This is a genomic window from Bradyrhizobium sp. UFLA06-06, from assembly GCF_054820065.1.
The window spans coordinates 45,945-59,964 of sequence record NZ_JADFUD010000003.1 but is presented as its reverse complement, the minus strand read 5'-3'; the positions used below and the strand labels follow the sequence as shown (position 1 = coordinate 59,964).

The following is a 14,020-nucleotide window of genomic DNA, read 5'->3' as shown; positions in this document are numbered from 1 at the left end:
GGACTTATGCGCTGCGAAGCGCAGATTCAAGGCACATAGTCGCACCCCCGGCTTGCGCAGTCTGGGCTCCCGAAGCTGGACTCTCAACCCATATGCGTATGGTGCGACAGCGCCTTGCGCTATCGCCGCCCTCCTTGAGGGCGTTTCCTCCCTAGACTTGGGCCGCTTGTTGTTTCGAGCGGCCCTTTTTCTTACGCTGCCGGAGCGTTGATCGTCGCGATCACGGCCCTCATATCGGTCGCCAGCTCGCGATAGTGCCCGCCCAGCCGCTGGTACAGTTCGCGGTTGCTCCCATCCAGCGTCCTGCTAGCGATCAGCTCGCATTCGTCGGCGAGGATCTCAAATCGTTCCAGCTTCGCTTGAAGAGCAGACATGGCGGGAATTTCCCTGACTGTTACTGAGGGAGTTGCGACGCTACTACTCCGACTGCGTCTAGCGCAGCATAATTATAGGGTAGAACTAAATTCTTCCCGGCAGTTTTGCGGCGCACACAGCCGCCGTCATCGGCGCGGCGCCCGATTAAACCCTCCCGAAAGCGTTCATGGCTTGGTGACTCAAACGTGCTGAGGTGAGGGGGCTCGCAATTGCTCCAGGTGGATTCTCGCCATGTCCGGACAGGTGTCAGCTTCCCGCGGCCGAACGTTTCTGGCCGGAAAAATCGTCTTCAACTTCGGCCGGTCGGCCTTCGACTGCACGGTCCGCCAGCTCACGGAGACGGGCGCCACCGTGGAACTCGAAAGTGTCGTTGGCATTCCCGATCACATTCAACTGTTGCTCGTCGGCAGCAATCAGGTGAAGCCATGCAAACGGCTGTGGCAATCGGACCGCCAGCTTGGCCTGGTTTTTGAAGAGCAGCAGGCCAACGCTGCGGCGCCCGCGCCTGCCGCTCCCGCGCCGGCCGCCATTCCGGAGCGGCGCAGCGGCGATATTCTGCGCGGGCACATGCTGGCGCTGCGCGCAGCGCTCGATCAGATCCCCGTCGGCATCCTGCTGTTGGACGCAGAGCTGAAAGCCCTGTTCATCAATCGTGCGTTTCGGAGCATGTGGGCGCTTCCGGACGCGGTGGCCGACCGCAACCCCACCTTCGCCGATCTGATGCAGCACGGCTGCAAGACCATGGCCTATGAGCTGCCGGCTGAGCAGCTTCATGCCTACCTTGCCGAGCGCGTCCGCCTCGTGAGCGTCGGGGACCCGAACCCGATCGATCTCAGGCGCAGCAATGGTGATGTGGTTCGATGTCAGTGCACGCCGCTGCCCGACGGCGGCCGGATGGTGAGCTACACGCCCGTGACCGACATCGTGCGCGCATTGGACAAGCTGAAGCTGCTGACCGGTGCGCTCGAGAACGTGGAGGACGGCGTCGTCCTGCTCGACCGCGATCTCAATGCGGTCTTCCTCAATCGGCGAATGCGGGAATTCTGGGAGGTGAGCGAGGAGGAGGTCGCGCGGCATCCGGCATACATCACGCTGCTCACGCGCAACCGCCGCGCCGTTCCGGCGGACGCGACCCCGGAGCAAGTCAGGGCCTTTCCCGCGAAGCGGATCGCCGAGATCAAGGCGGGCGACCACAAGCGCGACGTGCAGACGCCGGACGGCCGCCATATCAGGATCCATTGCTCGACGATGGCAAACGGCGGTCGCATGCTGACCTTCGTCGACGTGACCGATCTCGTACGCAACGCACGGCAGCTGGAGGTGCTTGCGACCACCGATCCGCTCACCGGATTGTTCAACCGCAGGCACTTCCTGACGACGCTGGATGCGGAGTGGAGCCGGTTCCAGCGCTACTATCGTTCGGTATCCGTGCTGATGGTCGATATCGATCACTTCAAGAGCATCAATGACCGCTTCGGACATGCGGTCGGTGACGAGGCCATCAAGGCTGTCGCCGGGATATGCATTCGGGGCAAGCGCAAGTCCGACGTCGTCGGCCGCGTCGGAGGCGAGGAGTTCGCGGTCCTGCTGCCGGAGACCACTTTGTTGCGCGCCCGAACCGTCGCCGAGCGCATCCGCAAGAGGGCGGAAGCGTTGACGGTGGGCGCGGATGATCGGCCGGTGTCACTCACGGTAAGCATCGGCGTTGCCGAGGCCCTCACAAGCATGCCCGGGATCGATGCCCTGATGAAGGCCGCCGATGCGGCGCTCTACCAGGCCAAGGAGCACGGCCGGAATCGCACGGAGTGCTGGTCACCTCCATCGCCACCGAAGCTGGCCGCCGGATAAACGGCTCTGGAATACTGGATCACCCGCATGCGCATGCGCGGGTGATGACACCGAATGCGCCGTTTGACAGTTGAATCCGTGAGCAAGGCTGTCCTTCAATCCCGCTACTCAAGCGAGCTCCATCACAAGGCGGCAATCTGACGGCTATGTGGTCAGCCACGCGTCAGGTTCCCATAAGGATTGATAATACATGGTTGCCCGGCGGCCACGATTGTTGCGACACTGCAACGGTGCTTGAACATTTAACCTTAAAAGCACCCGGTCCGTAGTCGCGCCGCTTTTTAGCCACACCCCGACATGAAAGGATATTCACGTAGCTGAATCCGACGGTGGGACATTTTTTCGGGTTCCGGCGTTGATGCAGGAAAGAGCGCCGGGAACAGGGTCGCGATGGACGTCAAGACGAACATCAAGGGCAGGCTGCCCAGCCGTCACGTGACGGAGGGCCCCGAGCGCGCACCGCACCGGTCTTATCTCTATGCGATGGGGCTGACGACAGCCCAGATTCATCAACCCTTTGTCGGCGTTGCTTCATGTTGGAATGAAGCCGCTCCCTGCAACATTTCGCTGATGCGCCAGGCGCAGGCGGTGAAGAAGGGCGTGGCCTCGGCCGGCGGCACGCCGCGCGAGTTCTGCACCATCACGGTGACCGACGGCATCGCGATGGGCCATGACGGCATGCGCTCCTCGCTGCCGTCGCGTGAGTGCATTGCCGATTCGGTCGAGTTGACGGTCCGTGGCCACTCCTATGACGCGCTGATCGGGCTCGCCGGCTGCGACAAGTCGCTGCCGGGCATGATGATGGCGATGGTCCGCCTCAACGTGCCGTCGATCTTCATCTATGGCGGCTCGATCCTGCCCGGCAACTTCCGCGGGCAGCCGGTGACCGTGCAAGACATGTTCGAGGCGGTCGGCAAGCACTCGGTCGGCGCCATGTCGGACGAGGACCTTGACGAGATCGAGCGGGTGGCGTGCCCGTCGGCCGGCGCCTGCGGCGCCCAGTTCACCGCCAACACGATGGCGACCGTCTCCGAGGCGATCGGCCTCGCGCTCCCGTATTCTGCCGGGGCCCCGGCGCCTTACGAGATCCGTGACTCCTTCTGCGCCGCTGCCGGCGAGAAGGTGATGGAGCTGATCGAGAAGAACATCCGGCCCCGCGACATCGTCACCCGCGAAGCCCTTGAAAATGCTGCGGCCGTGGTTGCAGCCTCAGGTGGTTCGACCAATGCTGCGCTGCACCTGCCGGCGATCGCCCATGAGTGCGGCATTAAATTCAATTTGTTCGACGTCGCCGAAATCTTCAAAAAGACTCCTTACGTCGCGGATTTGAAGCCGGGCGGCCGTTATGTTGCCAAAGACATGTTTGAAGTAGGTGGCATTCCGCTGCTGATGAAGACGCTGCTCGACAATGGCCACCTGCACGGGAATTGCCTGACCGTCACTGGCCGAACGATCGCCGAAAACCTCAAAAGCGTGAAATGGAATCCGCACCAGGATGTGGTGCGGCCCGCCGACAATCCGATCACCGTGACAGGTGGCGTTGTCGGACTGAAGGGTAATCTCGCTCCGGAGGGTGCGATCGTGAAGGTCGCGGGAATGTCCAACCTGAGGTTTACCGGTCCGGCCCGGTGCTTCGACCGCGAGGAAGACGCCTTCGAGGCGGTGCACAAGCGCACCTACAGGGAAGGCGAGGTTATCGTGATCCGCTACGAGGGGCCGAAGGGCGGTCCCGGCATGCGGGAGATGCTGGCGACCACGGCGGCGCTGACCGGGCAGGGGATGGGCGGCAAGATTGCGCTGATCACCGATGGCCGGTTCTCCGGAGCCACCCGTGGCTTTTGCATCGGACATATTGGACCCGAAGCGGCCGTCGGCGGGCCGATCGGGTTGTTGCAAGACGGCGACATCATCGAGATCGATGCGGTCGCCGGCACCCTTAACGTAAATTTGAGCGACGCCGAACTCGCAAATCGTAAGACCAAATGGGCCCCTCGCGCGACGAACCATACATCTGGTGCGCTGTGGAAGTACGCCGAGCAAGTGGGGCCGGCGGTGGATGGCGCAGTCACCCATCCGGGTGGCGCGTACGAGAAACAGTGTTATGCGGACGTTTAGGCGTACGATATTGGCGTTTGCGTTAGGGGCCATCCCGGTGGCGGGCCCCGGATTCGGATTCGACGGCGCTCCGGTCAACCCACAAGATACGGTTCTTCCTGTGGTTTCCCCGCAGCCGGGGACAGCCGGCGCGCTGAAACGGGCCGCGACTCCGGTGGCGCCTGCGGCGACCTCGCCGACCTCGTCGTTCAGCTCATTGCAGTATCAGGCCGAGGGCGGTCACCCCGTCGCGCAGTGGAAGCTCGGCAAGATGTACGCCGAGGGCGATGGCGTCATCCAGGACGACATGCGCGCCTTCGAGTATTTCAGCCGGATCGCCAATGCGCATGCCGAGGATTCTCCGTCGGCGCCGCAGGCCTCGATCGTGGCCAACGCCTTCGTGGCGCTCGGCCGCTACTATCTGAGCGGCATTCCCAATTCGAAGGTGAAGGCGGACACCGAGCGGGCGCGGGAGATGTTCTCCTATGCCGCGTCCTATTTCGGCAATGCCGACGCCCAGTACGATCTTGCCCGGCTGTACCTGAAGACGCCGGACGCCTCGCGGGACGACTTCCGCTACGGGGCGCGCTGGCTTGGGCTCGCCGCCCAGAAGGGCCAGCATCAGGCGCAGGCGCTGCTCGGCCAGATGCTGTTCAACGGCGACCGGCTGCCGCCGCAGCGGGCACGCGGCCTGATGTGGCTGACGCTGGCGCGCGACAGCGCGACGCCGGACGAGGCCTGGATCAAGGAAAGCTACAACCGGGCGATCGCCAAGGCGTCCGAGGACGATCGCGCGATGGCGCTGCAGATGCTCGAGCACTGGGTGCAGGGCCGCCGGGATTGATCTCCCGGCCGGCCGGCGGGGTCAGGCGGTCTCGAAATCGAGATCGGCCCAGACCGGGACGTGGTCGGACGGCTTCTCCCAGGCGCGGACATAGCTGTCGATGCCGACGTCGATCAGCCGGTCGCTCGCCTGCGGCGACATCAAGAGGTGGTCGATGCGCAGGCCCCAGTTCTTCTGCCAGGCGCCGGCCTGGTAGTCCCAGAAGGTGTACTGGCCGGGCTCGTCATTGACCGCGCGGAGCGCGTCGGTCAGGCCGAGGCCGAGCAGCGACTGGAAGGCCTCGCGGGTGGCGGGGCGGAACAGGGCGTCATCCGCCCAAGCAGCGGGATTGTAGACGTCACGGGCCGCTGGAATGACGTTGAAATCGCCGGCCAGGATCAACGGCTCCTCGGCCTTCAGCCGCTCCTTCGAATACTCAAGAAGCCGCGACATCCACTTGAGCTTGTACGGATATTTGTCGGTATTGGCGGGGTTGCCATTGGGCAAATAGAGGCACGCGACCCGGATCACGCCCTGCTTCAGTGTGACGACGCCTTCGAGGAAGCGGGCGTGAGCGTCCTCGTCATCGCCGGCGAGGCCGGATTTGGTCTCGTCGAACGGCAGCTTGGAGAGCAGTGCGACGCCGTTGAAGGTCTTCTGGCCGTGGGTGACGACATTGTACCCGATCGCCTCGACCTCGAGTCGGGGAAACGCGTCGTCGACGCATTTGATCTCCTGCAGACAGACGATGTCGGGGGAACACTCCTTCAGCCAGCTGACCAGAAGTTCGATCCGTTGCCGGACCGAGTTGACGTTCCACGTAGCGATGCGCATGCAAATGACCGGATTGAAGCCGCACTATTTCACTTAGGTGGCATACCATGGGCGGTCCGCCTGTGCTAACCCTCTCCGGAAACAAGGCGCAACAATTGCCGACGGGGGAGTGACGACGCGCACCGGCCTGCAAGGGAAGCCGGCGGCGCACGTGCAAAACTTATGAAAAAACGCAATTTGGTTCTGACTGTCGCTGTTCTCGGCATTGCGGCCGGGGCGGCTTACATGACCCGCACTTCATGGATGGGTGGCGGCGCCGCCACCGCGCAAGGGACGGCGCGGCCGCGCGTGGTGTCCGTGGATCTCGCCAAGGCGGAACGCAAATCGGTTCCGGTCGATGTCGATGCCATTGGACAGGTCACGCCGATATCCAGCGTGGCGCTGAAGTCGCGGCTGGAGACCACCATCGTCTCGGTGCATTTCGAGGACGGCGCCAAGGTCAATGAAGGCGATCTCCTGTTCACGCTCGACGCGCGGCAGATCGACGCGCAGATCGAGCAGGCCGAGGGCGTCCTGGCCCGCGACCAGGCCCAGCTCGAGGGCGCGCAGCGCGACCTCCGCCGCTACACCGAACTGGTCGGCAAGGGCGCGACCACTCAGGTCAACCTCGACAACGCCAAGACCCAGTCCGACGTCCTGATCGGCACCATCAAGGCCGACCGGTTCGCGCTGGAAAATCTCCGCGTCCAGAAGAGCTACACCGTCATCCGCGCACCGTTCGCGGGACGGATCAGCGCCGCCAACGTCAAGGTCGGCAACTTCGTCCGCCCCGCCGACACCCAGCCGCTCGCGGTCATCAACCAGATGGCGCCGGTCTATGTCACCTTCGCGATCCCGCAGCGGGCGCTGGTCGATCTGCGCGACGCGATGGGCAAGGGCGATTCAAAGGTGATCGCGACCATTCCCGGCCACCAGCGTTCCGAGCGCGGCAAGGTCGCGATGGTCGAGAACGCCGTCGACGCGACCACCGGCATGGTGACCGTGCGCGGCATCATGAACAACGAGAGCGAGACGCTGTGGCCCGGCACCATCGTGCAGACCAAGCTGATCATCCGCAGCGAAGACGCGGTCGTGGTGCCGACGGTCGCCGTGCAGCGCAGCCAGAACGGCAATTTCGTCTTCGTCGTCAAGGACGGCGTCGCCAAGGTCCAACCTGTCAAGGTCGATCGCACCTTCCAGGGCAGCTCGGTGATCGCGGGCGGCTTGGCGGGCGATGAGAGCGTCGTCGTCGACGGTCAACTGCTGCTCTCGGAAGGATCGCGGGTCGAGCTGCGGGCGCGCAAGGCCGGAGCCTGACCGATGACGCTCTCCGAGCTCTGCATCCGCCGCCCGGTCATGACGACGCTGATCACGGCGTCGATCATCGCATTCGGGGTGTTCGGCTTCCGCCTGCTGCCGGTCTCGGCGCTGCCCAAGGTGGACTTCCCGACCATCGCGGTGACCGCGACCTTGCCCGGCGCCAGCGCCGACACCATGGCGGCCTCGGTCGCCGGCATCATCGAGCGCCAGCTCTCGACCATTGCCGGCATCTCCTCGATGTCCTCGAACTCCTCGCAGGGCACGAGCGTCATCACCATCCAGTTCGACCTCAACCGCAACATCGACGCCGCCGCGCTCGACGTGCAGACCGCGTTGACGATCGCGCAGCGCCGGCTGCCGATCGAGATGACGATCCCGCCGAGCTTCCGGAAGGTGAACCCGGCGGACTTCCCGGTGCTGTTCGTCTCGCTAGGGTCGGCGACGCTGCCGCTGTCGAGCGTCAATGAATATGGCGACATCACGATCGGGCAGGCGCTGTCGCAGCTGCCGGGTGTTGCGCAGGTGCTGATCTATGGAGCGCAGAAATTTGCGATCCGCGTCCAGGCCGATCCGGTGGCCGCGGCTGCCCGCAGCGTCTCGATGGAGGACATCCGCGCCGCGGTGTCGCGCGCCAACTCCTCGACCCCGGTCGGTACCTTGAACGGCCCCAAGCAGGACGTCGCGCTGCAGGCCTCCGGCCAGATGGACAAGGCGGCCGACTACCGCCAGATCTATGTCGCCTGGCGCAACGGCTCGCCGGTCCGGCTTGACGAGATCGCCAAGGTCTATGACAGCGTCGAGAACGACAAGATCGCGACCTGGATGAACGACGAGCGGGCGATCGTGCTCGCGATCCAGAAGCAGCCCGACGCCAACACCGTGGCGGTGGTCGATGGCGTGCTGGCCAAGCTGCCGTCGCTGCGCGCCGCGATCCCGCCCTCGGTGACCATGCAGGTCATGATGGACCGTTCGGTCTCGATCCGCCAGGCGGTCAGCGACGTCGAGGAGACCCTGCTGATCGCGATCGGCCTCGTGATCCTCGTGATCTTCCTGTTCCTGCGCTCGGCCTCTGCCACGTTCATTCCGGCGCTCGCGGTGCCGATCTCGCTGTTCGGCACCTGCGCGGCGATGTACGCGCTGGACTACTCCATCAACAACATGACGCTGCTGGCGCTGACGCTCTCGGTCGGCTTCGTGGTCGACGACGCCATCGTCATGCTGGAGAACATCGTCCGCCATATCGAGCACGGCATGAAGCCGTTCGAGGCGGCGCTGAAGGGCGCCCGCGAGATCGGCTTCACGATCATCTCGATCACCTTCTCGCTGATCGCCGTGTTCATCCCGGTGCTGTTGATGGGCGGCATTGTGGGCCGCGTATTCCGCGAGTTCGCGGTGACGATCTCGGTTGCCATCATCGTCTCCGGCTTCGTGTCGCTGACCTTGACCCCGATGCTGTGCGCCCGCGTGCTGCGCGCGCATGACGCGAGCAAGCGGCCGAACGTCGTGCTGCGGGCGTTCGAGGCGATGTTCGAGGCCTGGCTGCGCGCCTATGAATGGGCGCTGGACTGGGTGCTGGCCAAGAAGGCGCTGATGCTGGTGGTGACGCTCGCGACGCTTGGCGGCACCATCTATCTCTACATGATCGTGCCGAAGGGCTTCTTCCCGCAGGAGGACACCGGCTTCCTGATCGGCGTGACGGAGGCCGCGACCGACACCTCGTTCGAGGCGATGAAGGTGCGCCAGCAGGCGCTGGTCGAGGTGATGCGGACCGATCCAGCGGTGGATTACATCAATTCGACGGTCGGCTCCGGCGGTCCCAATCCGACCACCAATTACGGCCGGTTGTTCATCGCGCTGAAGCCGCAGAAGACCCGCGACAACGCCACCGTGGTGATCGGCCGGCTCCGCCAGAAGGCGCGCGAGATCCCGGGCATGCAGGCGTTCTTCCAGAGCGTCCAGAACCTCAGCATCGGCGGGCGTATCTCGAAGAGCCAGTATCAGTATGTGATGCAGAGCGGCGATACCGAGGCGCTGTACCGGCTGGCGCCCGAGATGCGCGACAAGATCGAGAAGATCCCGGGCTTGCTCGATGTCACCACAGACCTCTACATCAAGAACCCGCAGATGACGGTCGACATCGATCGCGAGAAGGCGGCGGTTTACGGCGTCACGGTCGATCAGGTCCGCAACCAGCTCTACAACGCCTACGGCGCGCGGCAGGTCGGCACCATCTACATGCCGTCGAACGACTACCAGATCATCCTCGAGGTGCAGCCGCAGTTCCGCGTCGATCCGTCCGACCTCTCGAAGCTCTACATGAAGACCGCGAACAACCAGACCATTCCGCTGGATGCGGTGGCAAGGCTGGTGCCGACGGTCGGACCGCTGCAGATCAACCACCAGGGCCAGCAGCCGGCGGTAACGATCTCCTTCAACCTCGCGCCGGGCACCTCACTCGGCTACGCGGTCGACAAGATCACCGAACTCGAGCAGACCGCGAATTTGCCGCCGACGATTGTGACCGGCTTCTCCGGCACCGCGCAGGTGTTCCAGGATTCGCTGCGCGGGCAGGGCGTGCTGATCCTCGCCGCGGTGTTCGCGGCCTTCGTGATCCTCGGCATTCTCTACGAGAGCTTCATCCACCCGATCACGATCATCTCCGGCCTGCCTTCGGCCGGTATCGGCGCGATCCTGACGCTGATGATGTTCGGGATGGAGCTGTCGGTCATCGCGATGATCGGCATCGTGATGCTGGTCGGCATCGTCAAGAAGAACGCGATCATGATGGTCGACTTCGCGCTGGAGCGACGCCGGGTCGGCCTCAGCGCCGAGCACGCGATCCGCGAGGCGGCGCTGCTGCGCTTCCGCCCGATCATGATGACAACGTTCGCGGCGATCTTCGGCACGCTGCCGATCGCGCTCGGCGCCGGCGCCGGCGCCGAACTGCGTCAGCCGCTCGGCGTCGCCGTGGTCGGCGGCCTCTGCGTCTCGCAATTGCTGACGCTGTTCATCACGCCCGTCATCTACATCTATCTCGACCGCATCGACCGCAGGCTGCGCCGCAAGCTCGATCCGCAGGCGGAGGCGGGCGGCGACGTCGAGCGGCCGCAGGTGGTCGCGGCGGAATAGCCGAGCGTTCGGCGCGAGCCGGAAACCGGCTCGCCGGGAGAAACTGCTCGGGATCGCGAGGTGTTAGATCGAGAAGCTGGTGCCGCAGCCGCAGGAGGCGGTGGCGTTCGGATTGACGACGCGGAACGAGGCGCCGATCAGGTCGTCGACGAAGTCGACTTCCGAGCCCGCGAGGAAGGGGACCGAGGCGGGATCGATCAGCACCACCGCGCTGTCGCGCTCGATCACGAGGTCGTCATCGGCCTGGGTGCGCTCGACGTCGAACTTGTACTGGAAACCGGAGCAGCCGCCGCCCTCGACCGAAATGCGCAGCTTGGCGCCTTCGCCTTCCTTGCTGAGGATCTGCCCGATACGGCGGGCGGCCCGTTCGCTGACGGTGATGGCAGCAGTCATGTCGGTCTCCGAAACCCTATTTGAGCATGATCTGATCGGGATCAGGCCCGGCGTCATCCCCAATTCATTTGGTCGGCCGCCTCAGTCATAGTTAAGTGCGTCGGACCATGGAATCAAATGGATAAGGACTAAAATACAGTGTCGGTCGGAATGGCTGCCCCCCGCGCGCCTTATGCCTGCGACCCCGATCGCAGCCGCGGCCGGCTGGTCGCGGAGCCGCCGAGCCGGACCCGCAGCCCGTTCCGGCGCGACTGCGACCGGGTGATCCATTCCACCGCGTTCCGCCGCCTCAAGCACAAGACCCAGGTCTTCGTCTTCCACGAAGGCGATCACTACCGCACGCGGCTGACCCATTCGCTGGAGGTCGCACAGATCGCCCGGGCGCTGGCCCGCCAGCTCGGGGTCGACGAGGACCTGACCGAGACGCTGGCGCTGGCGCATGACCTCGGCCATCCGCCGTTCGGGCATGCCGGCGAGCGGGCGCTCGACGAATGCCTCAGGGATGACGGCGGCTTCGACCACAATGCGCAGGCGCTGCGGGTCGTCACCTCGCTGGAGCATCGCTATCCCGAATTCGGCGGACTGAACCTGACCTGGGAATCGCTCGAGGGGATCGTCAAGCACAACGGTCCGCTGACCGAGCGCAATGGCGCGCCCGCCGGCCGCTACCTGGACAGTGGAATCCCGATCGGAATTGCTGACTACAACAAGGGCTACGACCTCGAGCTCTGGAGCTATGCCTCGCTCGAGGCACAGATCGCGGCCTTCGCCGACGACATCGCCTATGACGCGCACGATATCGATGACGGCCTGCGTGCCGGCCTGTTCGCGGTCGACGACCTCAAGGAGATGCCGCTGACCGCCGACATCATCGCCGAGATCGACCGCCACTATCCTAGGCTCGACGAGGTCCGGCGCGGCGCCGAACTGGTGCGTGAGCTGATCTCACACTTCATCAGCGCGGTCTTCAACGAAGCGAGCCGGCGCCTCGCGGCCGCGCAGCCGCTATCGGCCCACGACGTGCGCCACCACAATGCCCCGCTGATCGCGTTTCCGTCCGAGGTGGCGGAGCAGGAGGCGGCGATCAAGGCGTTCCTGTTCCGGCGGATGTATCGCCACAAGCGGGTGATGCTGGTGATGGGAGAGGCGGAGGAGGTGGTCCGCAATCTGTTCGAGCGCTACCAGCAATCGCCGGAGGACCTGCCGGCGGAATGGATCGAGGGGAGCGTGCAGGAGACCGGGGGCGCTCGGAACAGGCGGATCGGCAATTTCATTGCCGGGATGACCGACCGTTTCGCCCTGATCGAGCACCAAAGGCTTTTTGACTCGACCCCGGATTTGCGTTAGCGCCCTGCCATGGCCGACACCACTGCTTCACCACACCTTTTTGCCGACATGTTGACGCGCGTGCACGCGATCTGTGCCGCTGTGGCAGCCGAGGACAATTGGCCCGCCGGCATCGATCCGTCCCGCGTCGTGGTGGAGCCGCCGCGCGACGCCAGCCATGGCGACATGGCCACCAATGCCGCGATGGTGCTCGCCAAGGACGCCAAGGCCAAGCCGCGCGACCTTGCCGACAAGATCGCCGAGCGCCTGCGCGCCGATGCGCTGGTGGCGTCGGTCGATGTCGCCGGGCCCGGCTTCATCAACCTGACCTTGAAGCCGCAAGTCTGGTCGGACGCGCTACGCGCCGTGCTGGCCGCCGGCTCGGCTTACGGGCGCAGCGACATCGGCAAGGCCGAGAAGGTCAATGTCGAATACGTCTCGGCCAACCCGACCGGGCCGATGCATGTCGGCCATTGCCGCGGCGCCGTGTTCGGCGACGCGCTGTGCAGCCTGCTGCAATTCGCGGGCTTCGACGTCTGCCGCGAATATTACATCAACGACGCCGGCGCCCAGGTCGACGTGCTCGCGCGTTCGGCGTTCCTGCGCTACCGCGAGGCACTCGGCCAGGACATCGGCCCGATCCCGGAAGGGCTCTATCCCGGCGACTACCTCGTGCCGGTCGGCGAGGCGCTCGCCAAAGAATATGGCGAGAAGTTGCTCGACGTGCAGGAAGCCGCGTGGCTGCCGATCGTGCGCGACAAGGCGATCGCCATGATGATGGAGATGATCAAGGGCGATCTCGCCGCGCTCAATATCCATCACGACGTGTTCTTCTCCGAGCGCTCGCTGATCGCGTCAGGCAACAACAAGGTCGCCGAGACCATCGATTTCCTGCGCGCCAAGGGCGACATCTACGAGGGCCGTTTGCCGCCGCCGAAGGGCAAGCCGGTCGAGGACTACGAGGACCGCGAGCAGTCGCTGTTCCGCGCCACCGCCTATGGCGACGACGTCGATCGTCCGCTGATCAAGTCGGACGGCTCCTACACCTACTTCGCATCCGACATCGCCAACCACCGCTACAAGTTCGAGCGTGGCTTCACCAATCTGATCGACGTGTTCGGTGCCGATCACGGCGGCTACATCAAGCGCATGCAGGCCGCCGTGAAGGCGGTGACCGCGGGCAAGGCTGTGCTCGACGTCAAGATCGTGCAGCTCGTGAAGCTGCTGCGCGACGGCGAGCCGGTGAAGATGTCGAAGCGGTCCGGCGAGTTCGTCACGCTGCGCGAGGTGGTCGAGGAGGTCGGCTCCGACGCTGTCCGATTCATGATGCTGTTCCGCAAGAACGACGCGGTGCTCGATTTCGACCTCGCCAAGGTGATCGAGCAGTCAAAGGACAACGCGGTCTTCTACGTCCAGTATGGCCACGCCCGCGGCCACTCGATCTTCCGCAACGCGCGGGAGGAAGCGGTTCCCGATCTGCCCGAGACCGATGAGGCCCGGCTCGCCTATCTCCGTAATGCTACGGTCGAGCGGCTGACCGACCCGGCCGAGCTCGAGCTGCTCAAGCGGCTTGCGCTTTATCCGCGGATGATCGAGGCTGCGGCGGTGGCACATGAGCCGCACCGAATCGCTTTTTATCTCTATGATTTGGCCAGTGAATTTCACGCGCTTTGGACCAAGGGGCGCGATTTGCCCTATTTACGCTTCATTATCAATAATGATGCAGAGATCACGAGGGCGCGACTGGCAATGGTTCAGGGCGTCGTCTCGGTTCTGGCATCGGGCTTAGCTGTTCTAGGCGTCCACGCTCCGACCGAGATGCGGTAGGCAGGGGCATTAGGCCCTCACGAGTGGGGATTTGTGAGGGCATCTGGCAGAGGCCAACTCGTACGGACCGGC

The 14,020-nt window shown here is 64.5% G+C and carries 10 protein-coding genes; 7 read left to right on the top strand and 3 right to left on the bottom strand.

The window, feature by feature from the left end; translation table 11 throughout:
- Positions 1 to 191 precede the first annotated feature (191 nt).
- A complete protein-coding gene (locus IF803_RS03365; RefSeq protein WP_016846867.1) occupies positions 192 to 374 on the bottom strand; it encodes a hypothetical protein in 183 nt (60 codons plus the stop codon).
- A gap of 232 nt (positions 375 to 606) precedes the next feature.
- Between IF803_RS03365 and IF803_RS03360 the strand changes: the two genes are divergently transcribed.
- From IF803_RS03360 to IF803_RS03350, 3 genes are all read left to right on the top strand, one after another.
- Complete coding sequence (locus IF803_RS03360) at positions 607 to 2,223, top strand: sensor domain-containing diguanylate cyclase (RefSeq protein WP_461191261.1); 1,617 nt, start codon at positions 607 to 609, stop codon at positions 2,221 to 2,223.
- 390 nt (positions 2,224 to 2,613) lie between these two features.
- Positions 2,614 to 4,338 carry a dihydroxy-acid dehydratase gene (gene ilvD / locus IF803_RS03355; RefSeq protein ID WP_461191260.1) on the top strand — a complete coding sequence of 575 codons (1,725 nt, stop codon included), beginning with the start codon at positions 2,614 to 2,616 and terminating at the stop codon, positions 4,336 to 4,338.
- Positions 4,325 to 5,161, top strand: coding sequence for a tetratricopeptide repeat protein (locus IF803_RS03350; protein ID WP_411779959.1), 837 nt, complete (start codon positions 4,325 to 4,327; stop codon positions 5,159 to 5,161). Before ilvD ends, IF803_RS03350 begins: the two co-directional genes overlap by 14 nt.
- 21 nt (positions 5,162 to 5,182) lie before the next feature.
- Here IF803_RS03350 and xth read toward each other — a convergent pair whose 3' ends face one another.
- Positions 5,183 to 5,974 carry an exodeoxyribonuclease III gene (gene xth, locus IF803_RS03345; RefSeq protein WP_461191259.1) on the bottom strand — a complete coding sequence of 264 codons (792 nt, stop codon included), beginning with the start codon at positions 5,972 to 5,974 and terminating at the stop codon, positions 5,183 to 5,185.
- Positions 5,975 to 6,136: 162 nt separating this feature from the next.
- On the opposite strand from xth, the gene IF803_RS03340 reads away from it, so the two are divergent.
- On the top strand, positions 6,137 to 7,270 hold the full coding sequence (locus IF803_RS03340) for an efflux RND transporter periplasmic adaptor subunit (RefSeq protein ID WP_461191258.1): 1,134 nt from the start codon (positions 6,137 to 6,139) through the stop codon (positions 7,268 to 7,270).
- Between the two features lie 3 nt (positions 7,271 to 7,273).
- Positions 7,274 to 10,402, top strand: coding sequence for an efflux RND transporter permease subunit (locus tag IF803_RS03335; RefSeq protein ID WP_461191257.1), 3,129 nt, complete (start codon positions 7,274 to 7,276; stop codon positions 10,400 to 10,402).
- Between the two features lie 63 nt (positions 10,403 to 10,465).
- On the opposite strand, the gene erpA is transcribed toward IF803_RS03335, so the two are convergent.
- A complete protein-coding gene (gene erpA / locus IF803_RS03330) occupies positions 10,466 to 10,795 on the bottom strand; it encodes an iron-sulfur cluster insertion protein ErpA (protein WP_016846874.1) in 330 nt (109 codons plus the stop codon).
- Between the two features lie 138 nt (positions 10,796 to 10,933).
- On the opposite strand from erpA, the gene IF803_RS03325 reads away from it, so the two are divergent.
- The gene (locus tag IF803_RS03325) at positions 10,934 to 12,142 is read left to right on the top strand and encodes a deoxyguanosinetriphosphate triphosphohydrolase (protein WP_461191256.1); all 1,209 of its coding nucleotides are present in this window, start codon (positions 10,934 to 10,936) and stop codon (positions 12,140 to 12,142) included.
- 9 nt (positions 12,143 to 12,151) lie between these two features.
- Positions 12,152 to 13,948 (top strand): arginine--tRNA ligase, encoded by a 1,797-nt coding sequence (gene argS, locus IF803_RS03320; RefSeq protein WP_461191255.1) that lies wholly within the window; start codon positions 12,152 to 12,154, stop codon positions 13,946 to 13,948.
- The last annotated feature ends 72 nt before the right edge of the window (positions 13,949 to 14,020 follow it).